This is a genomic window from Paenibacillus sp. 1-18 (genome assembly GCF_000520755.1).
GTDB classification, from domain to species: Bacteria; Bacillota; Bacilli; order Paenibacillales; family Paenibacillaceae; genus Paenibacillus; species Paenibacillus brasilensis.
Map to the genome: position 1 here is coordinate 1 of NZ_ASSB01000196.1, position 22,428 is coordinate 22,428.

Annotated in this window: 18 protein-coding genes and 1 riboswitch; of the genes, 12 read left to right on the plus strand and 6 right to left on the minus strand. The window is 46.9% G+C overall.

The window, feature by feature from the left end; translation table 11 throughout:
* The coding region (locus L693_RS0111920; RefSeq protein ID WP_025717433.1) for a phosphorylase family protein at positions 1-466 on the minus strand (466 nt) is incomplete at its 3' end.
* A 206-nt stretch (positions 467-672) separates the two neighbouring features.
* Positions 673-918: a hypothetical protein gene (locus tag L693_RS0111925; RefSeq protein ID WP_007431922.1), complete on the minus strand. Its 246-nt coding sequence runs from the start codon at positions 916-918 to the stop codon at positions 673-675.
* 264 nt (positions 919-1,182) lie between these two features.
* Here L693_RS0111925 and ppk1 point away from each other — a divergent pair, with 264 nt between their 5' ends.
* Positions 1,183-3,291: a polyphosphate kinase 1 gene (ppk1, locus tag L693_RS0111930; protein WP_025717434.1), complete on the plus strand. Its 2,109-nt coding sequence runs from the start codon at positions 1,183-1,185 to the stop codon at positions 3,289-3,291.
* Here the strand turns inward: ppk1 and L693_RS0111935 are convergent.
* A complete protein-coding gene (locus L693_RS0111935; protein ID WP_025717435.1) occupies positions 3,251-4,786 on the minus strand; it encodes a Ppx/GppA phosphatase family protein in 1,536 nt (511 codons plus the stop codon). The genes ppk1 and L693_RS0111935 overlap by 41 nt on opposite strands.
* A 218-nt stretch (positions 4,787-5,004) precedes the next feature.
* Between L693_RS0111935 and L693_RS0111940 the strand changes: the two genes are divergently transcribed.
* Positions 5,005-5,661 carry a YheC/YheD family protein gene (locus tag L693_RS0111940; RefSeq protein ID WP_025717436.1) on the plus strand — a complete coding sequence of 219 codons (657 nt, stop codon included), beginning with the start codon at positions 5,005-5,007 and terminating at the stop codon, positions 5,659-5,661.
* A 251-nt stretch (positions 5,662-5,912) separates the two neighbouring features.
* On the plus strand, positions 5,913-6,056 hold the full coding sequence (locus L693_RS0111945) for a sporulation histidine kinase inhibitor Sda (RefSeq protein WP_007431918.1): 144 nt from the start codon (positions 5,913-5,915) through the stop codon (positions 6,054-6,056).
* A gap of 160 nt (positions 6,057-6,216) precedes the next feature.
* Here the strand turns inward: L693_RS0111945 and L693_RS0111950 are convergent, their stop codons facing one another.
* Positions 6,217-7,221, minus strand: coding sequence for an NAD(P)/FAD-dependent oxidoreductase (locus L693_RS0111950; protein WP_025717437.1), 1,005 nt, complete (start codon positions 7,219-7,221; stop codon positions 6,217-6,219).
* A 234-nt stretch (positions 7,222-7,455) separates the two neighbouring features.
* Between L693_RS0111950 and L693_RS0111955 the strand changes: the two genes are divergently transcribed.
* The 4 genes from L693_RS0111955 (at position 7,456) to L693_RS0111970 (ending at position 11,903) form a co-directional block, all read left to right on the plus strand.
* Complete coding sequence (locus L693_RS0111955; protein ID WP_025717438.1) at positions 7,456-8,646, plus strand: NAD(P)/FAD-dependent oxidoreductase; 1,191 nt, start codon at positions 7,456-7,458, stop codon at positions 8,644-8,646.
* A 180-nt stretch (positions 8,647-8,826) separates the two neighbouring features.
* Positions 8,827-9,288, plus strand: a complete 462-nt coding sequence (locus L693_RS0111960; RefSeq protein ID WP_442950177.1) for a MarR family winged helix-turn-helix transcriptional regulator — start codon at positions 8,827-8,829, stop codon at positions 9,286-9,288.
* A gap of 117 nt (positions 9,289-9,405) precedes the next feature.
* Positions 9,406-10,743, plus strand: a complete 1,338-nt coding sequence (locus L693_RS0111965; RefSeq protein WP_025717440.1) for an HlyD family secretion protein — start codon at positions 9,406-9,408, stop codon at positions 10,741-10,743.
* Positions 10,740-11,903 carry an ABC transporter permease gene (locus L693_RS0111970; RefSeq protein ID WP_025717441.1) on the plus strand — a complete coding sequence of 388 codons (1,164 nt, stop codon included), beginning with the start codon at positions 10,740-10,742 and terminating at the stop codon, positions 11,901-11,903. The genes L693_RS0111965 and L693_RS0111970 overlap by 4 nt, the downstream gene beginning before the upstream one ends.
* Positions 11,904-12,093: 190 nt before the next feature.
* On the opposite strand, the gene hemQ is transcribed toward L693_RS0111970, so the two are convergent.
* The gene (gene hemQ, locus L693_RS0111975) at positions 12,094-12,873 is read right to left on the minus strand and encodes a hydrogen peroxide-dependent heme synthase (RefSeq protein ID WP_025717442.1); all 780 of its coding nucleotides are present in this window, start codon (positions 12,871-12,873) and stop codon (positions 12,094-12,096) included.
* Positions 12,874-13,218: 345 nt separating this feature from the next.
* Here hemQ and L693_RS0111980 point away from each other — a divergent pair, with 345 nt between their 5' ends.
* The 4 genes from L693_RS0111980 to uvrC all read left to right on the plus strand — a co-directional run bounded on the left by L693_RS0111980 (position 13,219) and on the right by uvrC (position 18,524).
* Positions 13,219-14,736 carry a DnaD domain protein gene (locus tag L693_RS0111980; protein ID WP_025717443.1) on the plus strand — a complete coding sequence of 506 codons (1,518 nt, stop codon included), beginning with the start codon at positions 13,219-13,221 and terminating at the stop codon, positions 14,734-14,736.
* 262 nt (positions 14,737-14,998) lie between these two features.
* The gene (dnaI, locus tag L693_RS0111985) at positions 14,999-15,946 is read left to right on the plus strand and encodes a primosomal protein DnaI (RefSeq protein ID WP_025717444.1); all 948 of its coding nucleotides are present in this window, start codon (positions 14,999-15,001) and stop codon (positions 15,944-15,946) included.
* A gap of 125 nt (positions 15,947-16,071) precedes the next feature.
* Entirely contained in the window at positions 16,072-16,389 is a 318-nt protein-coding gene (gene trxA / locus L693_RS0111990) for a thioredoxin (protein WP_007431909.1), read from the plus strand.
* A gap of 155 nt (positions 16,390-16,544) precedes the next feature.
* The gene (gene uvrC / locus L693_RS0111995) at positions 16,545-18,524 is read left to right on the plus strand and encodes an excinuclease ABC subunit UvrC (protein WP_025717445.1); all 1,980 of its coding nucleotides are present in this window, start codon (positions 16,545-16,547) and stop codon (positions 18,522-18,524) included.
* On the opposite strand, the gene L693_RS0112000 is transcribed toward uvrC, so the two are convergent.
* On the minus strand, positions 18,493-20,223 hold the full coding sequence (locus L693_RS0112000; RefSeq protein ID WP_025717446.1) for a CPBP family intramembrane glutamic endopeptidase: 1,731 nt from the start codon (positions 20,221-20,223) through the stop codon (positions 18,493-18,495). The two genes, uvrC and L693_RS0112000, sit on opposite strands and share 32 nt — an antisense overlap.
* 260 nt (positions 20,224-20,483) lie before the next feature.
* A riboswitch (cyclic di-AMP (ydaO/yuaA leader) is annotated at positions 20,484-20,632 on the plus strand.
* 442 nt (positions 20,633-21,074) lie between these two features.
* Between L693_RS0112000 and L693_RS0112005 the strand changes: the two genes are divergently transcribed.
* Positions 21,075-22,415: a TrkH family potassium uptake protein gene (locus tag L693_RS0112005; protein ID WP_025717447.1), complete on the plus strand. Its 1,341-nt coding sequence runs from the start codon at positions 21,075-21,077 to the stop codon at positions 22,413-22,415.
* The last annotated feature ends 13 nt before the right edge of the window (positions 22,416-22,428 follow it).

Genomic DNA, 22,428 nt, shown 5'->3' on the forward strand with positions numbered 1-22,428 from the left:
GTCGAGCCAGCTGTTCCGCGGTTGCCGACGTGCCTGTGGCCGTCGTGACGGTCAGGATCGGCCCAGCGACAGCTGTCTGTCCGGCGGCGCGCAGTGCCTGCACGATCCGCTGGCTGGCGGCGGTGTTCACGGCGATTCGGCTGGAGCCAAAGCCTAGCTCGTCCACACTGCTGAAGCCTTCTGCCGTCTCGGCCCCGAGGTCGGCAGCGATGATCGCGTCCGCAACGACGACGCTCTCCAGCGCGGCTGACTCAACGAAGCCGCCACCAATCCCGGCGCTGATGACCAGGCGAAAGTCACCAGCAGCCAGCGCCAGTGCGGTTGAAGCCGCTGCGGACGGAGCGCCCACACCTGCCAGCTCGACTGCAAAGCGAGTATCGCCTTTCAAGCCGCGCAGCACGGCTTCCCGTTCGCCTTCAACCGCGGTCATGACCAGGATGCGTCCATCTGATGTTGTATGCTCCATCGGTTGATTCCCCTTTAAATTCAGGTAATATGCCCCCTTATCATACTGCTTTTTGCAACGATGTTCAAAAAAAGTCGACAAAAAAAAGCGCTCTATGGCGCTTTTTGAGTGAAATTTCGAGCTTTAGCTGATATACAAGCCAAGCATTATCTATAAGATAAAAACAATTCTAATCTGGAAGAACCGCGCATGCAAGCTTATAATAATTATATCGGTTGATCTTTCGTGATCAACTGAAACATGGTAATGTTGCGGTCATAATGGCTTGGGGTCCCATCCTGATTGCGCACTCGAATCATCTCGCTGCTGAACAACTCGATATATCCACAGCCGATCTCGCAATATACGCCCGTAGGGTCCTCTTGCCAGACCGAAACGAGGTGTTGAGACAGCGCTGCGGTGAAAAATTCGATGTTTTTTTGCAGTACGCGTGGCGTTTTCTTGGGTTCCATAACGAAAATCCTCCCTATATGATGCCATTAAAAATCAGCAATTGAGTGTGGTTGAAAAAGATATGCTTTGTCATTCTACTCTATGAAACAGACGTAAACACTGTACCCCTTAATGCTATTTTTGTAAAGCATCCGATTGACCTTTTCAACATCCAGTTGCGTTTACATAGATTTTACATTGTGTTTACACAGCTGTGATGCTAGTGCGTTTCATCTAATAGTACAATAAAGGTTAACAATACTGCATGAATTGATGGAGGCCATATGTTGATAGAGAGTCAGAAAAAGGATAAAGCCGGGTCAGAACGTTATTTTAATCGGGATTTAAGCTGGATTGAATTTAACCGTCGTGTGCTTCAGGAAGCTCAGGATGCAGATACACCGTTGCTGGAGAGAGCCAAATTTTTGGCAATTGTGTCTAGCAATTTAGATGAGTTTATGGCCGTTCGCGTGGCAGAGACGAGAGAGAAGATCAAGGCTGGTTTTATGCAAAAGGATTTTACCGGATATACCCCCTCCGGTTTGTACAAACGCCTGATCAAGCGCACCGTCTCGATGGTATCCGAGCAATATCGGACCTATCGTGATATTTCTCGCCTCTTGACGAAAAAAGGGCTTTTATTACTTGAATATGAAGACTTGAATACGACACAGCGCAAGTCGCTGGATGCGTATTTTCATGAAATTATATTTCCGGTGCTAACGCCGATGGCGGTCGATCAAAGCCGTCCTTTTCCATTGGTTCATAATAAATACGTATATTTAGCAGTCGTCTTGAAACGTCCAGGGGATACCGAGGAGGATAAACCGCTTTTTGCCATAGTGCAGGTGCCTTCCAATATTCCACGTGTTGTTACAGTACCGCTGCGTTCCAACAGTAAGAAGAAATCATTTATTTTAATTGAAGAACTTATTAAGCATCATATCCAAACGCTTTTCACGGGCTATGTTCCGGAGGCGGTTCAGGCCTTTCGGGTTACGCGTAATTCCGATTTGTCCATTAATGAAGAAGAGATTGAAGATTTGCTCGAAGAGATTGAAAAAGAGCTGCGTCGAAGAAGACGCGGTGCACCGGTAAGACTGGAAGTGGAAAAAGGGATTCATCCCTTTGCTCTGGCGGAGCTTCAACGTGAATTTAAGCTGTTCGATCATGTGTTTGAGATAGATGGGCCGCTCGATTTGACGTTTTTATCGTCTTTTGCCGATCATTTGGAGGGGTATTCGCATCTGAAATTTCCGGTAATCAAACCGCTGTATCCCGAAGAGTTGCCCCCGCAAGAGGATATTTTCAACGTACTTCGCAAACGGGACGTGCTGGTATATCATCCGTATGAATCGTTCGATGCGGTGACGGACTTTATTATAGAAGCGTCAGAGGACCCCGATGTGATGGCCATCAAAATGACCCTGTACCGGGTCAACGGGGAATCCAAGCTGATTCCGGCACTGGCACGTGCGGCCGAATCCGGCAAGCAGGTCACGGTGGTGGTGGAACTGAAGGCCCGTTTTGACGAGGAGCGTAATATTGCCTGGGCGCGTACGCTTGAGAAAGCAGGCTGTCATGTGGTGTACGGACTGGTTGGTTTGAAGACGCATGCCAAAATCATTCTTGTTGTGCGCCATGAGCGTAACGTGCTCAAACGATACGTGCATGTGGGAACTGGCAACTACAATGAAAGCACGGCACGCGTATATACGGATATCGGGCTGTTCACGTCAGACCCGGTGCTGGGCGAGGATGCCTCTGAGATGTTTAATGAAATTACGGGCTTCTCCGCACTCAAGACCCTGCAAGCCTTCACGGTAGCCCCGACGGGAATGAAAAATAAGCTGTTCGAGCTGATCCGCAGGGAAGCGGAGCAAGCACTTGCAGGCAAGCCAGCCCGTATCATTGCCAAAATTAATTCTTTATCCAATCAGGAAATGATTGATGAGCTATATGCGGCTTCTCAAGCAGGTGTGAAGATTGATTTAATCATTCGAGGGGTCTGCTGCTTGCGTCCCGGGGTGGAGGGCTTTAGCGAGAATATTCGGGTTATCAGTATTGTCGACCGTTTCCTGGAGCATTCCAGGCTGTTCTACTTTGAAAATGCAGGAAATTCGGAGCTATTTCTGTCCAGCGCGGATTGGATGACTCGCAATCTGACTCGCCGAATTGAGCTGATGTGCCCGATTTATGATGACCGAATCAAAGAAATGCTGGCGGAAATTTTACATTTATCCTTGACCGATAATGTGAAAGCACGGCAGCTTTTGTCTAACGGCAGCTATCAGTTTGTAGCAAGAAACGACGAAGAGGCTCCCATCAGGAGCCAGTTCGAAGCGATGAAGGTTAAAAACTGGAAGAAGGAAGAATGGACCACGACAACGTAAGATTCCAAGCCTTTTGAAAATCTTTAGCGACAGCTACCAGTTCCCGTTGTTCCAGAATCGGTTCACTCTTACTTTCCAGACGAATATGCAGTGCATCGTCTCCTATAGTGGGATGGATGCTGGTAATGATGCCGGACTCACTTCGATCCATGCCGATTGCGAGCTGAAGCAGGGAACCGAGCCGATGCACGCGTTCTTCGTCCGAAGGCTCCAAGATGTCTGCATGTGTACGTAACAGACGAGGCGTCCGATTTTTGGGATGGTAATCAGCGATCAGCGCGGCTAGTACCGTTTCCCGGTGGGATAAACCACCTATGCCAGCGTGCAGGATCCAGAACACGGAATGCTGGCGGAAATGATAATAATTCAAGGCAGCTCCCGTCTTGTAAAGAGTAGCTGCGGTCAGCAGCAAGCGCTTGTCCATGGCTGCGGATGGTGTGTCAGTCAAAACGTCATAAAGCAGCACCGCATATTCATTAACGCGCCGGACATGTGCTTCGCTAACCGGAACTGCGAACGACAGTATATTGCGTATGGAGGCGATGAGCGGATTAGCCACCACGGGCTGCTCGGTATTGACCAGCTCGTGAAACAGCCCGTCCCGCAGGCCCGCTCCACTGATCAAATATGCGCTGCCTTGAGCAGCCTCAAATATCGTTTTTAATATAATGAGTCCAGGTACAATGATGTCGGCTCTGTCTTTGGACAGGCCGGCTGTTTTTTTTCGTTTTTCATAGGGAAGATGGGGCAGAGTATCGTAAAAATAATTGACATCTTCAGCCGTCATTTCGTAATGGTGCGTAACAGGCAACGAGTAATCCTGCCGCTTTTGATTGATTTTCGCCAAGGTGCGCAGAGTGCCGCCCAAACCGATGAATGGCAGGCCCGGATTGGAAAATATCCAGTCATGGCTTTGCAGTGAAGAACGGACAAAGCTCTCCATTTCCTCGATCTGCTGAGGAGACCATTCGCCATTCCTGACCTCCCGTCCAAAGCGCCAATTCATATTGACCGCACCAAAGGGAAAAGAAACGGTATGCAGCCGCTTCCGCTCGCGGAACAGTGTAATTTCGGTACTGCCGCCTCCGATGTCAATAATAATACCGTCGTTTACAATCATTGTATTGACGACACCCAGAAAACCGGCATAGCCCTCCTGCTCCCCGCTCAATATTTCCAGCGTTAAGCCTGTTTCCTCCGCAATCCATTGAACAATTTCGTCCGAATTGACCGCATTGCGGATAGCAGCAGTCGCTGCTGCACGCATACGATCAACCTTATGCATACGGCATACGGTCATAAATTGGCGCAGTAATGGAGCGATGCTTCGAATCGCTTCCCGTTCCATACGACCGCCTGCCCCAACCTTTTCACTTAGTCGGGCAGCCTCTTTGCATTCCTGGACAATCCGGTAAGCTCCTGTCTCTGTTATTTCATAGATCACCAGACGGATGGAGTTGGAACCAATGTCCATAATGCCAATTTTGCTGTTCATGAGTTGACCTCCTTGTCGAAAAAAAACCATTTGCAGGTAAAATCCGCTGCTCCGGGCAAATAAAAATCAGATTATTGTCATTGTACCAGTCATGTCCGGTCCATGCTACCGTTTGCAGTGATCTTGCCGAATTGATATGTGCTCAGGCAATCATCCAAGAATAGCGCATCCCTGTTGAGTATGTATAAGTATGCTGGCGGCGAAAGGAGAGAGGGTTGATGAGACAACTGGCAAGCAAGTGGTTAAAGACGAAGGCGCTGCTCCACCATCCACATACCGCCGTTTATATACCGGACACGTGTCTATACAGTGAAGAACAGCTGCGCATGATGCTGCGGCGGCATGCTTTTGTATTCATAAAGCCCGTGAAGGGAGGCGGAGGAAACGGGGTTATGCGGGTTGCAAGGGAGCGTAGGGAATATACCTGTACGCGTATGGAGAACACATATCGTTTCAATCATTTTAAAGCACTTGTGGCCGGAATCAACGCACTTCGAATCCAGCGTCCATATCTTATTCAGCAAGGCATCCAATTGGCACGCATTCAAGGTAGACCTGTCGACTATCGGGTCAAGGTGGTGAGGGAAGGACAAAATTGGGTTTTTCGTGCAGTGGTCGCACGTCAGGCCCGCCCTGGATTGGTCATTACGAATATGTGCAAAGGTGGGACTCTATTGAAGGGAACAAAGGCGCTTCGGATGATATATCCCCGACGGTTAGCTATCCGGAAGCAGCGGGAAATTGCGGATCTCACCCTGCGCTGCATTCCGGTACTGGAGAGAAGGTTTCCAGGAATCGGGCAGCTGGGGTTTGATTATGGACTTGACCCAAATGGACGGGTATGGATTTTGGAGGTAAACACAAGGCCCCAGTAAAACGTCTTAACAAGGCGCTAAATATAATATATTTGTATAAACTATGAAAATATTTTTTTTGTGTTAAGGCGTCAAAATTCTGTGTATAAATATTGTCCACATTATCCCCTGTCACATACAAGGGTTAACGACACTTACCAACAATTTATACACAGGATTTCCACAATTGACTGTGGATAACAGAACGCTTGTTCCGTTTTTAGTATTTTGATAGAATAGATTTTGAAATAAAAGGAAAGGTTGTGTCGAGGATGGCTATGCTGACGGATGAAATGCTTTTGGATTCCTATCAGATGGCAATCGAGCTTAAACTTGAATGTGACTTCATTGCACTGTTGCTGGCTGAGATTCACAAAAGAAATTTAGAGATGAATACAGCCGTAGTCCTTCATTAGACCGGACAAGCTCTCGTACTGCGACTGTAAAGCCATTCAGGGTTCGGATGACTTTACAGACAATCACTGCAACGAATAGGCACACCGTGAAAAAGGGTATTTCACTCCAACGATTCAAATTTGGAGTAAAATACCCTTTTTTGTCATAGTCTAAAATAAACTACAATTTCATGTTACTGCTGTGACCTGGCGAAAGCTTGGCGTCCGGATCTACATAGACCTTGGCGTTGTTGACTGCCGTAGGTGCTTCACCAAAGCCGACAGCAATCAGCTTGAGCTTGCCTGGATAGGTTGTAATATCCCCTGCGGCGAAGATGCCGGGAATGTTTGTTTCCTGACGAGAATCGACCACAATGGAGTTACTTTCGATTTCAATTCCCCACTCAGCAATCGGGCCAAGGGTGGACACAAATCCAAAGTTAACGATGACATCGTCTACTTCAATTTCTTGAGTCTCTTTGGTTTTTACATGTGCGAGAGTAACCTTTGTAATGGTATCTTCCCCATGCAGTTCTGTAATTTCTGTTGGTGTAATAACATTTACCTTGGAAGCGAGGAGGTTTTCCACACTGTGTTCATGCGCACGGAATTTGTCGCGGCGGTGAATCAATGTAACCTGTTCTGCAATCGGTTCCAGCATAAGCGCCCAGTCGACAGCAGAATCGCCGCCACCGCTGATCAGCACTTTTCGGCCTGCAAATTTGCTCAGGTCGCTGACAAAGTAATGCAAGTTCGTTTTTTCAAAATGCTCTGCACCCGGCAGTTCCAATCTGCGTGGTTCAAAAGCACCTACACCAGCGGTAATGATAACCGCTTTACCATGATACTCGCCGCCCTTGTCCGTTTTTATGATAAAGTGGCGTTCTTCCTTTTTCTCCAACGAAACAACTTTTTCTTCCAATTGTACCTCTGGATTGAAATGGTTCATCTGCTGAACCAGATTGTTGACCAGCTCCTGTGCGGTCACTTTAGGAAAGCCAGCGACGTCGTAAATATATTTTTCAGGATAAAGGGCTGCAAGCTGGCCGCCCAGTTGGGGCATACTTTCAATTAAGGTGACGGATGCCTGGCGCATTCCTCCGTAGAAAGCGGCGAAAATACCGGCTGGACCGCCCCCAATAATGATCAGGTCGCGTAGTTCCGCACCTGTGGATTGAGCTGTCACTCTAAAAACACCTCCAAAAGGGATTATAGTATGAATTGTGGATATTGAATCAGCCGCATAGAGGTTTAATTAGCCATTAGATGCTTGATTCACTGCTTCTTATTATAAACTGCCGGGTTCTACTTGCAAGGCTAAAGCGATTAAAATTTGATGAACAATTCCTGCGTGTATAAAACCTGTTTTAAGAGAAAAGCTTGAATATTTAATGATTAATATACCGGAAGGGGTAGGAATATGAGCAATATTCCCAAAATTGTGATTGTTGGTGCGGGATATGGCGGTATTTTAACAGCTCAGCAATTGCAAAAGGAGCTCAAGCATAATGAGGCGAACGTCACACTGATTAATCGTCATGATTACCACTACATTACGACACATCTCCACATGCCTGCGGCAGGTACGGATACGATTGAGCATTCAAGGATTCCAATTTCGCAGCTAATAGATGAGTTCAAGGTGGATTTAGTCAAAGGAACTGTGAAGGAAATCCTGCCAAAAGAGAAAAAAATCGTGCTTGAGAATGGTTCGTTATCCTACGATTACTTGGTGATTGGGCTGGGAGGGGAGCCGGAAACATTCGGTATTCCAGGAATGGATAAGTTCGCGCTGACGATCCGTAGTATTAACTCTGTTCGCCTGATTCGTGAGCATATTGAATACCAACTCGCTTTGTACAAAAATGACGGTAAACCCGGTCGGCTAAACTTTGTAGTAGGTGGCGCCGGCTTCAGCGGCATCGAATTCATTGCGGAGCTGGCGGATCGTCTGCCACAGCTGGCAAAAGCTTATGACATTGATTTTAATCGGATTCAAATTATTAATGTTGAGGCGGCTCCTACGGCATTACCGGGATTTGACCCAGAGCTGGTGGAATATGCAATGGATGTGCTTAAGCGCAAGGGGGTCAACTTCCGTATCGGTATTCCCATTAAGGAATGCCTGGAGGATGGCGTAATCGTGGGTGAGGGTGAGAAAATCGAAGCCTGCACGGTGGTCTGGACGGGAGGTATCCGTGGAAACGGATTGATTGAGAAAGCCGGATTCGAAGTGATGCGTGGAAGGGTGAAAATCGACGATTTTCTACGTGCACCAGGGCACGATGGCATTTTTATTATCGGGGACAGCTCCCTGATGCTTAATCCTGAAGGGCGCCCCTATCCACCAACAGCCCAAATTGCGATGCAGCAAGGGGTAGTCTGTGCCAAGAATCTGGCAGCCACCCTGCGTAAAAAGGAGCTGCACAAATTCGTATTTTCCAATAAAGGGACCGTTGCTTCGCTTGGAAAAGGCGAGGCTGTTGCAGTGGTGGGCAAACGCAAAATAAAAGGCTGGGTCGCAGCACAGCTGAAAAAAATCGTGGATCTCCGCTATCTGTTCATCATTGGCGGGATTCCGCTAGTGCTGAAAAAGGGACGATTTTTCTAGAGCAGAAAAGGTCTTCACGGTCCTGTACAGGAGCTTGAAGGCCTTTTTAGTCTAGATCAATAGAAAAAAAGTATTGACTTATAACTATACGGCGTCTTATAGTATGGTTGCGAAATACATAGGAGGTCCTTAACGTTGGATTCTGAATTTAATTTCAAGCATGACCCTAATAAAGTAAAAATGTTGTCTGACAAATTTCCCAATCTGGACCCTCAATCCTTGAGCACGCTCGTCCTTTTTATGCAGACATCTCATGAGATTTACAATGGTGTATCCTCCCTGTTGTGCGAATACGGATTATCTGTCGGAAACCTGAAAATTTTAATTTATTTGTTTTTGTATGACCGTTCGTTGACTCCGTCAGAGTTGGCTGAGTATTCCGGGGTTACACGATCAACGATAACGAGTGTAATTGATAAGCTGGAACGGGACGGTCTGGTCCGGCGAAGTACGCTGACGGATCGACGTATGACCGCGATCTCCTTGACTGATAAAGGAAAACAGTTAATGACGGAAAAAATTCCGAAGTTTACTCTGCTATTTGCTGATTTAATGAGTGAATTTACGCAGGAAGATCATATTTATTTTACTATGTTATTACAGAAGCTTTCCTCAGGTCTTGAACGGATAAAACGGGAATAATTAACTCTCCCAGCAGCAATAGTTAGACGTCGTACTATCAGATTGCTTATTAGTTTTTTTTAACTATCATTTCTCAGCGATTATTGGCTAAATCATCATGAAGGAGAGTTTACTGCAATGAATAAAAAGATCATCGTGTACATTCTACTTGTTGTCGCATTAGGTACTGGAGGTACGCTGATGGCAATGAGCGGCAAGGACGCTGTGAGTGTGGCAGCCCAACAAAAAAACACACTGCTTGCCGCAGATACCGTAAATGTCGCTTTTCAGGGCGTAGGGGGAAGAGTGAATACCATTGAGGTGAAGGAGGAACAACAGGTGAAAAAAGGGGATGTGCTCATGACCCTGGATCCTGTGGACCTGAACCTGCAGATTGAGAAATTAAAAACAGATATCGCGCAGGCTGATGTGAAAATAAAGCAGGCTAAAGACGGCTTGCAAAATCAGTCTGAGAAAATTTCAAATTCAGAAAAACAGGGACAATTGGATATTCAGGCTGCGGAAGCCGGAGAATCCTTATTGAACGAAGGTGCACGTGCGGAGGACATCCAAAAACAAAAGCTGGCGATTGAAGCAGCACAGCAATCGTTGGATGCAGCTCTGACAGGAGTGGAGACAGCCAAAACAAACGCGGAGATCGCACAAAAAACAGTAGCATCCAGGCAAGAGGCTCTTGACTTGGCCAAAGTGAATTACAACCGTATCCAAGCGCTGTACGCTGCCGGTGCCGGAACCAAAGCAGAGCTGGATAATGCCAAAAATCAACTGGATAATGCCCAAATTGCATTAGCTGCGGCTAAGGATCAGGTTGCGATTGCGAATAATCAGATTACTGCCGCCAGCAAGCAATCCGACATTGCTCAAAATGGTATCGCTCAGCAGCAAACCGCTTTGGAAAAAATGGAGGCAGGTGCAACCGCTGAGGAACGTCAACAGGCACGTATCAAAACAGAAAAGGCCAAGGAAGCCCTGAATCAAACCTCGCAAACGCGAAGAGATGTCAAGAATAGTGAATATAACGTAGATCTTCTGGCTCAACAAAAGCAGGCATTAAGCGTTCAACTCAAAACCTTGGAATTGCAGCGCGGACGCATGGTGTTGAGGGCATCTACAGACGGTAAAGTGTCCCGCATTGTACCCAAGATGGGAGAAATCGTTGCTACGGGGGCAACTGGCGTCGTTATTGAAAACAACCAGCTATACTACGATATTTATGTGGATGAGGATTCTATCTCGCAGTTTAAAGCAGGGGAAAAAGTGACTTCGCACGTCGTTGCTTTAGACAAAGATATCCAGGGCAAGGTGAGATATATTACCTCTGCTCCGCAGTATACCAACATGAGAATGAGTCGGGATAAAGGTTTATCAGATATCAGCTCCTTCCAAGTACGGGTTGATGTCCCTCGAACATCTGAATTGTTACCTGGAATGACGGTAGAGGTTGTGACGAAATGAAGGCGTTTATAGAAGAATGGAAGCTATTGATCAGCGGCAAGCTGGTATTCGTTATGCTGCTCGTCCCAATTCTGGTAGCGGGATCCCTTGGGTATGTTTTTAAAAACAATCAGCTGAATGATGCCCCTGTCGCCGTAGTCGATTTAGATCATAGCAATTATAGCCGACAGCTTATTAATAAATTGGATGCATCCCAGTATATTGACGTACGCTATGTGCAAGAGAATGAAACCGATCCGAATTTACTTCTATATAATGAGAGGTTTCTTGCAGTGATTTATCTTCCGGCAGGGCTAGAGGAAAACAGGATTAAAGGGGTTCAGAGCAACATCGGCTTTTATGTAGATAACACAGTAGGTCAGGCCACAGGGAATCTGCGTTCGGCGGTCACAGAGATCATTGCCACGGAGAATGCAACACTGGCTGGTGGTGGTTTGAAGGGCATGGGGATGAGTGACAGCCAGGTAACAGGTCTTACTTCCAACATGCTACTCCAGCAGCGTCTGCTGTATAATCCCACCAATGCTACTTTAATGACTTCGGTTATGGGGTTCATCAATACGGTCATGATTTCACTGATTGGTTCTGCTGCACTGACCATTGTCCCGCGTTTACGGGAGCAAGGCAGATTAAAAGAAGAGCTACAGCATTCATCCGGTTTGATTCTAAGGGTGCTACCATATGCGTTAGTAGCATGTGTGTCCTTTTACTTGTCCATTGGTTTGCTCAAGCAGATTGGCGGACTTCGGTTTGAAGCGAATGTATGGCAGATCAGTATTCCGTTTCTACTGTACACGATTAGTCTGAGCTTGTTTGCGATGGCTTTGGGGTGGAGTGCAGCGAATCCGGGAAAAGCCTCTTCGCGTCTCATACTGATTTTAATGCCTTCGTTCTTGCTCAGCGGTGCTCAATTGCCAGTAGCTATGCTGCCTCCATCGCTGCAATATGTTAGTAATATTCTCCCATTGACCTGGCATTTCAAGTTTTTGAGAGGACTGGGATTTAAAGGGGGAAGTCTGAAATATTTTATTCCTCAGCTTGGCGGCTTTTTGATCTTGTTAAGTGGTCTGTTGCTTGTTATTTTTATTCAGATCGCTCTGGAGAAAAGAAAGCTGGCAAAAAGCGAGGATACATCTGCAGTGGTGGAGCCTGTGCTATAATAATCACAGCTATAATCACTTGGGTTGCTATCTTGTTAATAATACAAATATAAATTTTGAGGCGCCCGTGAGGGGGCCTATTCTCTTCTTTCATGGCTTTGAGGTTGATAAAAAAGGATTCCGTGTCCCGAAAGCGGGAATTCACGAAATCCTTGATTGGGTGTTGCAAAATGGTTTCGACGTTTATGCTTTACAGCTTCAGCATGTCTTCGAATGTTTCTTCGTTCAACACACTGCCTACATAGAAGGAGCCAAATTCTCCGTAACGGGCACTAACTTCGTCAAAACGCATTTCGTAGATTAGCTTTTTGAATTGAAGGGCGTCGTCGGAGAACAGCGTTACCCCCCATTCCCAATCGTCAAAGCCAACGGAACCGGAAATGATTTGCTTCACCTTGCCAGCATAACTGCGTCCGATCAAACCGTGGCCGCGCATCAGGGTGCGGCGCTCGTCCATTGAAAGCATGTACCAGTTGTCGTTCAGATCACGTTTTTTGTTCATCGGATAGAAACAAATATAACGGGCCTTGTTCAAAACAGGCTTCAAGCGAGCGACGATTTGCGGATTTTGCATTGGATCTTCATCCTTGCCCAAATAGTTGCTCAGTTCTACTACGCTCACATATGAGTAGGTTTTAGTTGTATATTTGGCGAAGGTTGTTTTATTAAAATCGTTTTCCAGCTTATTGAGATCTTCCAGTGTTTCACGCAGATGCATCATAACGAAATCCGCCTTTTGTCCAACGATCGTATAGACAGCAGAGCTACCTAGACCCGCTTCCTCGGTCACGTCCCATTCTTTCATAAATTCTTGAAGCTCGTCCAACGCTCCGGCGCGTTCCTCGTCGTCTGCCGTTTTCCATGCCGTCCAGTTGATGGACCGGAAATCGTGAAGCGCATACCAGCCTTCCAGTGTGGAGGCTACTTCGTTAGGTGTTGCCAGGGGTTGTTGAGGTTGATGTTGATTCACGATCTACACTCCTTTGCAATCTGTAAATGATAATCGGCACAGCCGAAAGATGTGTGCTTCAATCTGTCTTGTTGGTATCCAATCCGTAATGCTTAACCATTATATTGTAGCTCAAAGCAAAGCTTTTCACCAATGAAAGAAGTGTGAAGAATTTTATTTTTGCCGTGATGCAGGTCACAAAGTCATAAAATAGTTAGTATTCACGAAAAAAGGAGAACACAGACGAATACGGCTGCCAAAATGGAGAACAATTGCCCTTATTTTGTTGGTCCCAGTAGAGGGCAAGTATGATAGAATAGAAAAACATCTTGGAGACCGTTATGTCAGGAAAGGAAGAATGTTGGGATGCGGATGAAAAACCTGCTGCACTATACTGAGAACCACCGCTACTGCGTTTATCGGGAATTTGGCTTGAGCGCACTGGATGAATTGATGCTGGGAAGCGTCTATCAGCCGATGGTAGGTGCATTTGCGGTCAGTCTATATCGACTGTTGTTCCAGCATGTGCCAGTCGGACAGATCGGTTATTCGCCGCTGGAGCAGCAGCGTCGTCTTTTTTTGACACTGGGACTGGAGCCGAGTGAGAAGGGACGCAAGTATTTGATTGAACAGACCTCCAAGCTGGAGGCTGTCGGTCTGCTACAGACGTCCAGGCTGTATGCACCGGAAACGGACGACTATATGTATGAATATGAGATGCAGCCGCCGCTTGCACCTGCCGAATTTTTCAGAACGCAGCATCTTACCCTTTTGTTGAGAGACAAAATCGGTAAGTTTGCGGTGCTTTCTCTGAGAGAGTCGTTATGGAGCAGAGAATCTAGCGAGTGGTCGCAATCTTCCTATAATAAAGAGAATATTTCGGTTCCGTTTTATGAGCTGTTTGAACTGAACACCCATGTTATAGATTATGAGCTGGAGCAGGCGCTGTCTGAAGTGTCCACAGGCCGTCAGACTGGGGCATTGACGTCAGGGACGGAAGAAGCGCTGAACTACGCAGACATCATTCTTCGTTTTCCGCGTGAGTCTGTCAATCGTAAACACGTGGAGCGTCTGCGTTTTGAGCATGAGCAGTTAGGCATGGTGAATTACGTTGTCCGCAAATTTGGTCTATCTGTACAGGACATCAGCCGCTTGCTGGATGAGGACGGTATTTTTACCGAAGCAGGCGATTTACTGCTCGACGAGCTTCAGCTTCGGGCTAGCCAGCAATCCAGACAGGATCGGAAGCGGCAGGAGGAACAGCAGGTGCAGGCTGCCAAGGTGGTTGCTTTACGTCAGAGGGAAGCTTCTATACCTGAAGAGCCGCCCGCAGAGCAGGCGGTTGAAATGGAGTTTTATGTGGAGGTGCCACCACAGTTCACAGCCAAGTGTGACATTCATCAATATAATATGATGTTGCGCAACGAGCCTTATCGCCGTTTGCTGCAAACCTTTTTTCCCGGCACAGTTCCCGGCAACCTGCTGGATATATTCGAAAAAATTGATATCAGCTATAAGCTGCCCGGTGAAGTCATCAACGTGCTTATTCATTACTTGATGTCCCTGCTCGTGTCGGGGAGTGATCAGCGGATCAACCGTAATTTTGTCGAGGCCGTTGCATCCAACATGCTGCTAAAGCAGGTAAATACTTATGAAAAAGCCGTTCAATATATACGGGATCAAGCCAAGGTAAAGGGAAAACAGTCCGCTGCTTCTACTTCCGGCGGCCGCACCCGCTCATATGGCAAAAATAATGGCTCTGCCAAGCCATCCATTCCGATCGTACAGGATCAGCCTTCCGAGGAATCCGTATCCGAGGAAGAACTGGATGAACTGCTGCGGCTGGCCGAACGTATGCAATCCGGTAAACAGAAAAAGGTGTAGTGGATTTTAAGGTGTTAAGTTTTTAGTCCTTAACTTATTAAGCGAAGCCAATTCAAATATGTGTCGACTTTATGGCGGTCGGCAGCGGAGCGGGCAGAATTGTTCTGAAGAAGCGAAGCGTTTGCCTTTATCCCCGGATTTTAACCTTTAAATCCCTATTTCAATAGGAAAAATCTGGGGATAACAGCAATCGGAAGAACAATCTGCACGCGAAGCGTCTCCCCCTCCATAACTCCGCACATTTTAGAAAGGAGGAGTGTTCTTGGAATCACTGGGGGATTTGTTACAGCAGATGCAGAACCCTTCGTTCCGCCAGCGCACGCGCAATGTGGCCGATCAGGTACTCAATGATCCACTGGTGCGGGAATTTTGCAATGCGCATCCTGATGTGGATGAAGCGCAATTGCGACTCAATATGAGCATGCTCTTTCAGTATGCCCGGGATCGTCGAAATTGTGACAATTGCCCGGGACTGGAACGGTGTCCTAACGATTTTCAGGGTCACTTTTGCAAGCTGGGTGTAGAATATCCGAATGGAACAGCGGAAATCGTGGACATTCGCACCCCGTGCGCCAAGCTGGTTGCTTCCCAGCATGAACAACGGGTGCGTCAGCGAATTAAAAGCTTTTATGTGGACGAGCGCGCACTGTTGGAAGGATATAATGCTGTTGAAATTGCGCGCAAGGATTTGCAACGAGTGCCTGCTGTTAATCAGGTATTCCGTTATATTGAAGAAACCAAAAGTCAGGGTTTATTAAAAAAAGGACTGTATCTTGAAGGTACGTTTGGTACGGGAAAAACCTTCTTAATGGGATACTTACTGCACGAGCTGGCCTTGTTCGGGCTGAACGGTGTGATCGTGTATATGCCTGATTTTGTAGAGGACTTAAAGTCCATGTTTCAGGATGGGCAGAAATTGAAGGAAACGACCGAAATGCTAAAAAATTGTGACCTGCTCGTATTTGACGATATTGGAGCGGAAAATTTAAGCCCTTGGGTACGGGATCATGTGATGGGCTCTATTTTGAATTACCGAATGAACCGCAAGCCCACCTTTTATACCTCCAATTACACGTTGGAAGGGCTGGAGAAGCATCTCAGCTTTACGAGCAAGGATGGAGAGGAAATGTACAAGGGACAACGTTTAATGGACCGGATTCGTCCTTTTGTAGATGTCATTGCTGTGAAGGGGAAAAACCAGCGGGGGTAAGGGGACATCTGTCCGCTATTTTGATATCTTACAATTAAAAAACTATTGTGATATACTTAAAAGGTGTCGAAAAAGACATTACAGGTTATAATAATCTTGACTTTTCTATAAAGGAGGAACATACAATGGCAATTGTTAACGTGTCCGATCAATCCTTCAACGCAGAAGTCGAAGGCACAGGAACCGTTTTGGTTGATTTTTGGGCGCCATGGTGCGGTCCTTGCAAAATGATCGCTCCTATTCTGGAGGATCTGTCCACAGAGGTTGGCGATAGCGTCAAAATCGCGAAAGTGAACGTGGATGAAAATCCAGAGTCTGCTTCCCGTTTCGGTGTTATGAGTATTCCTACCCTGATCGTCTTCAAAGACGGACAGCCTGTTGATAAAGTTGTAGGTCTGAACTCAAAAGAAGCGCTGAAAAACATGCTTACCAAACACCAATAATCATTGCATGTGACCCATGCTCCTGCGGGGGTCTGGGAGCGGCATGAATGGTCAATGCCTCCGGTTGAATATACCGGGGGCGTTTTTGTGTATTATTCCTGTATAATTATAACGTAGTTAGAAGTCATTTAAGAATGGAAGGAGGAACCGGGCAGATGAAATCTTATGCGGAGGACTTGCACGATCAGGAGAAGGCGCTGGAGAACATACGGCATAAATTAGCATTACTGCCGGATGCATCGGGGTGTTATCTGATGAAGAACGGCGAAGGCACCATCATTTATGTCGGCAAGGCCAAAGTGCTGAAAAACCGGGTCCGTTCCTATTTTACAGGTAGCCATAACGGCAAGACGCAGCGACTGGTTGCCGACATCCGTGATTTTGAATATATCGTAACAGCCAGTAATATGGAGGCGCTCATTCTGGAGTGCAACCTGATTAAAAAGTATCAGCCACGCTATAATGTGCTGCTGAAGGATGATAAAACCTTTCCGTATTTGAAAATTACGAACGAGGCCCACCCCAAGCTGGAGGTGACCCGGCGCGTTCTGAAAGATAAAGCAAAGTATTTTGGACCTTATCCCAACTCCTACGCGGCACATCAGACGAAGAAGCTGCTGGATCGCATGTATCCTTTACGCAAGTGCGGTGTGATGCCCAAGGAAGTATGCCTGTATTATCACATGCATCAATGCTTGGGACCTTGTGTGAAAGAGGTCGATAAGGAAACGTATGACCAGATTGGTCAGGAGATCGGTTCCTTTTTGAGCGGGGGACATGAGGAAATTAAAAAAGATCTTCAGCGTAAAATGCAGGAGGCCGCAGAGGAGCTGTACTTTGAGCGTGCCAAGGAGCTGCGGGATCAAATTATCAGTATTGACGCCATGATGGAAAAGCAGAAAATTACAACCTCTGATGCCAAGGATCGCGATGTATTTGGGTTTTCGGTAGACAAGGGCTGGATGTGTGTGCAGATTCTATATGTTCGCAAGGGTAAAATGATCGAACGGCATATGTCGACTTTTCCTTTCTACGGCGAGGCTTACAGCGATTTTATGTCCTATGTGACGCAATATTACAGTGATAATCCCGCAGTACCACAGGAAATTTTGCTGCCGGATACACCCAAGCTGGTAAGGCAGACGGAACAGGCTGCACAGAATGCAGAGAATTCTGCCGAGCATTCTGCCGACACATTGCTGGTGGCTGAAGAACGAGCTTCTTATGCGGAGGCAGCACATCCAGAAATAGAAGCCCAACTTTCCGGTGGACTCGAGGAACCGGCTACGGCGGCTCTTGCTCTGGCTGAATGGCTGGATGTAAAGGTGTATGTACCACAGCGTGGGCTAAAGAAACAAATGACGGAGATGGCAACGGAAAATGCACGTGTCGCTTTGGATGAGAAGTTCAAGCTGATCGAACGCGACGAGGAGCGGACAACCAAGGCTGCAAGCAATCTGGGACGTGCGATTGGACTGGATCGCTTGCACCGGGTGGAGGCATTTGATAACTCCAACATACAAGGCTCTGACCCTGTATCGGCCATGATTGTGTTTATTGACGGCAAGCCTGCCAAAAAAGAGTATCGGAAATATAAAATCCGTTCTGTGCAGGGGCCAGATGACTATGAAACGATGCGTGAGGTTATTCGGCGCCGATATGAACGTGTGCTGAAGGAGAATCTGGAGCGTCCCGATCTGATTGTTGTCGATGGTGGACGTGGGCAAATTAAGGCAGCGACCGATGTGCTGGAAAATGAGCTGGGTTTATTCATTCCGGTGTGTGGTCTCGTGAAGGATGCTAAGCATAGAACTTCCCAGCTACTGGTGGGAGAATCCAATGAGGCTGTGAAATTAGCACGTAATAGCGAAGAATTTTATCTGCTGCAACGGATTCAGGACGAGGTTCACCGTTTTGCGATTACATTCCACCGGGAGCAACGTGGCAAATCAATGGTAACGTCCCGTCTGGACTCCATTCCGGGCATTGGCGAGAAGCGGCGCAAGCTGCTGCTGAAGCATTTTGGTTCCCTCAAAAAAATAAGAGAGGCCAGCGTCGAAGACTTCCGGCCTCTCTCTATTGGTGATAAGCTTGCGCGTCAAATTATAGCTGCCCTTCGGGAGGAGGAGTCGTAGAATACGGCTCCTCTTTTTTCACAGGCTCAAACATGATTCGATTAGGCTTTTTTGGACTAAACCAGTAAATAACGTAACCCACAATGGCTGGAAGTAAGATCCAGAACAAACCTGCGCTCAGGTTCACGGTATCTCCCAAACTCATCACACTAAAGCCCATGAGAATGCTGTCAAAAATAACGTGGCTGAACATGGCGGCGATAAAGCCGTAACGCAGGAACACAAAGCTGAACAACAATCCGATGAAGGTCAGCTCAATCGGTCTAGAAATCACCGGATAGATTGGATACAGTGTATGTCCCAGTGCCCATATGAGCGTGGTGATCAGGCAAGCGACAAAAGTGTTTCTCACTATTTTTTTCACCATTGGAATACCGAACAGACGATATACGGCCTCCTCTCCAATACCTGCCATCCAAGCCATAATCGGCAGCAGCCACGGATAAGCCATGTTGTAAGGAGATTGCGTGGCATCTGTTGTGGAGAACGTATTGAGTGTGCGTTCCAGCACAAAGAACAAAATGGATTGTACTCCGAGCAATATAAAGGCCCACAAGTAGCCGACATACATACTGCGAAGCACATACAGCCCGTAGCCCGGCTCTTTGGCACGTGGCCATGCATTCAGTCCAACCTGACGCATGAGCCCGTCACCGCCGACCAGGGAGAAGTAGAGTGCTACGGCCATAGCGAGGGAAACACCAATCTGGAAAATCATCAGAAATATAAGCATTCCCTTACTGCCTGCTTCTGCTTGTAATAAAGGCAGCATGTTCAACGTCCCCGCTATGGTAGCAACAAAATACACAACGGACAGAACAATACCGCGTACGAAGGAAGTATGGCGCCGTGTGAGTGATGCGTACACGATCGCGAGTATGCCCAATACTAAGCTAAACAAGGCATAACCCGCATAGGTCATCCAGTTCGCCCAGTACGTTTGCTTGTTGACATAATCGGTATAGGACGATGGGGCAGAAAAGCTCTGTGTGAACGAGCGAACATCCCCGTCTTCAAAAGTAAACGCCAGTGTAAGTACCGAGGAGCCGATTTGTTTACCGACTACAGTATAGCTTAATCCCCCCTCCCCTTCACTGGTCGCGAGCTTCAAGTCCGATGGCTTAAAGCCAAAGCGTTTGACCCATACGGACGCCGCTTGCTCTTTTGCTTCAAGCGTCATGTCGCCCTCAGCCACACGTATCAGCCTGCTGCGAGCTTGCTTATCCGTAGAAATATCGGCTTGTGTGTAATTGGTACTGGAGGTCACACGTTTAAAGCTAACAACTTTCCCGGTCGATAAATCCACATGAATTTGCAATTTGCCCTTCGTAGAAGGATCAGCAAGATCGACTCGAAAAGTTTCATAAGGGTAGCTTTTTTTCCATGTACGGTCGTACTGTTGAAGCAGTTTTTCTCTGGATAAATAACCGTAAAAATCCGTTTCTGCCTGATAGGTGACGACAGGCTTTTCTGACGGTGATTCCGTATAGCCCAGCTCGGAGCGGGCGAATTCTAATGCGTGTATAACCGCTTCTTGTTTGCTGATCGTCGCTGTGTTCATCAATGATTCCGAACTTGGATTGCTAAGCGAGGGAATAAGCAATTGAAAGATAAAAAAGCAAATCAGGCCAATCCCGCCCAACAAGCCTAATCTTTTGAAATTGGCCGAGAGCACGACCGGTTTCCCGATAGGATTCATGAGTTTCCTCCTTAATCTGTAAATAAGTGCATCCATTAAAGATATCACACTGCACAGGTTCCCGCCAACACAGCTGTGATATTCATGAAAATGGAGTGAAAGCATCCTAAAGTTTCAATAAAATAAGATAAACTGCGATTAAACGCTACCTATTCGCAAAATAAAGCGAAATTAACGTTTTTTCGACGAAATCGGTTTTGTGATCTGGATACAGAAGGATTATAATCTTGAGGCAATGCCTATAAAACAATAGGTAACGCTATACATTTGAGCCGAATTTCCATAGGAAAACGGGGGAACCATGTTACTGGGGTGAATTTTACAGCCGGTCTTGCACCGGACGTGTGAATAGGGCTACTGTACTGCCCGAATCCGTCAGCTAACCTCGTAGGCTGTGAACAGGAACCCAGTCAGGCACTCGGTTTTCCGGTGTCTTTTTTTGTGTGTATAAGTGTGAGTAAAAGTTTGCTGAGTTAAGGACGCTCCGCGTTCCATTTGATCTTCCGATCGCTGTTGACTCTGAATTTTATTGGATTAGATAAACCCTGATAAGGTTAAAATTCAGAGGCAAAGGCGAGCGCTACCGCTTCTCCAGATTCAAATGGACCGCTGCGCTGCTGCCCGCCTTAAAGTCACCAAACGTTTCATAAGGTAGTGAGGTATGAAGTAGTGAGTGTTGAAAGGCAAAAGTATCCCGCTTTGCGGATACTTTTCTGTTTTCTCTAAAAGAAACGGACGAAAGAAACTGAAAAGAGATTGGTGATTTTATGAGCTGGCAGTAGCGGAGGAACAATCTGCACCCGGAGCGATCTCCATACTCATAATTCAACAAGTAGGAGAAGTGATGATTCATGAACCCCAATGCCAGCTGGCTTCGGCTTTCTCCACCACAGATATTTGTTGCAGGCTTTGCCGTTATCATACTGATAGGCAGTTTATTGTTAATGCTACCCATTTCAAATACAACGGGGAAGCCGCTTGCGTTTGTAGACGCTTTATTTACAGCGGCCTCTGCGACCTGTGTCACAGGGCTTGTCGTTAAGGACACGGGAACCTTTTTTACAACCTTTGGTCAGGTGGTGATCGCTGCGCTCATTCAGGTCGGCGGTCTCGGTTTTATGACCATGGCCACCCTGATCGCGCTGGTGTTCAAGCGTCGCATCTCCTTGCGGGAGCGTCTCATTTTGCAGGAGGCGATGAATCAGACCTCTGTAGAGGGAATCGTTGGCTTGATCCGTAAAGTTTTATTGTATTCGCTGGTCATTGAGGGTGTGTGCGCTACGATATTTGCCGTTCGCTGGTCTTTTGATATGCCTGTAGGCAGGGCGATTTATTTTGGAATCTGGCATGCGATTTCCATGTTTAACAATGCTGGGTTTGATTTATTCGGTCACTTTCACAGTCTGACAGGTTATGTATATGATCCCGTTGTTAATTTTACAGCTATTTTTTTGATTATCTCGGGAGGCATCGGCTTTGTGGTGATGTCGGATCTGGCAGAATATCGCAAACGCAAGAGACTGTCCTTGCATACCAAGGTCGTACTTAGCATGACCGCTGTACTGATTATAGTCGGTACCCTCGTCATCTTTGTTTTTGAGTTTACGAATCCGAAAACATTAGGCTCGTTGAATTGGGGAGGCAAGCTACTGGGATCATTATTCCAGTCGGTAACCCCTCGTACCGCTGGTGCTAATACGCTGGACATCGCAGGCTTGCGGCAGGCTACGCAATTTTTCATCATTATATTAATGTTCATAGGGGCTTCCCCTGGCTCAACTGGGGGCGGGATTAAGACAACAACGTTTGCGCTGCTCATTGGAGCAGTGTTTTCCATGCTGCGAGGCCGAGAAGATATTGTATTGTTCAAGTATCGGCTTGCACAAGCACGAATTTACAAAGCTTTGACCATAACTTTGCTGGGGCTGTTGTTCGTGATCGGGGTAACGATGATTTTATCGGCAACCGAAGATCATCATTTTCTGATGATTTTGTTCGAAACAGTGTCTGCCTTTGGAACGGTGGGACTGTCGATGGGGCTTACATCTGATTTGACAGTTATCGGCAAGCTGGTCATTACCCTGACGATGTTTGCAGGCCGACTCGGCCCGCTCACGCTGGCTTATGCACTGGGACCCAAAAAGGGTAAGGAGTTATATCGGCATCCGGAAGGCAAAATGATTATAGGATAAGGGAGTTTTCGAG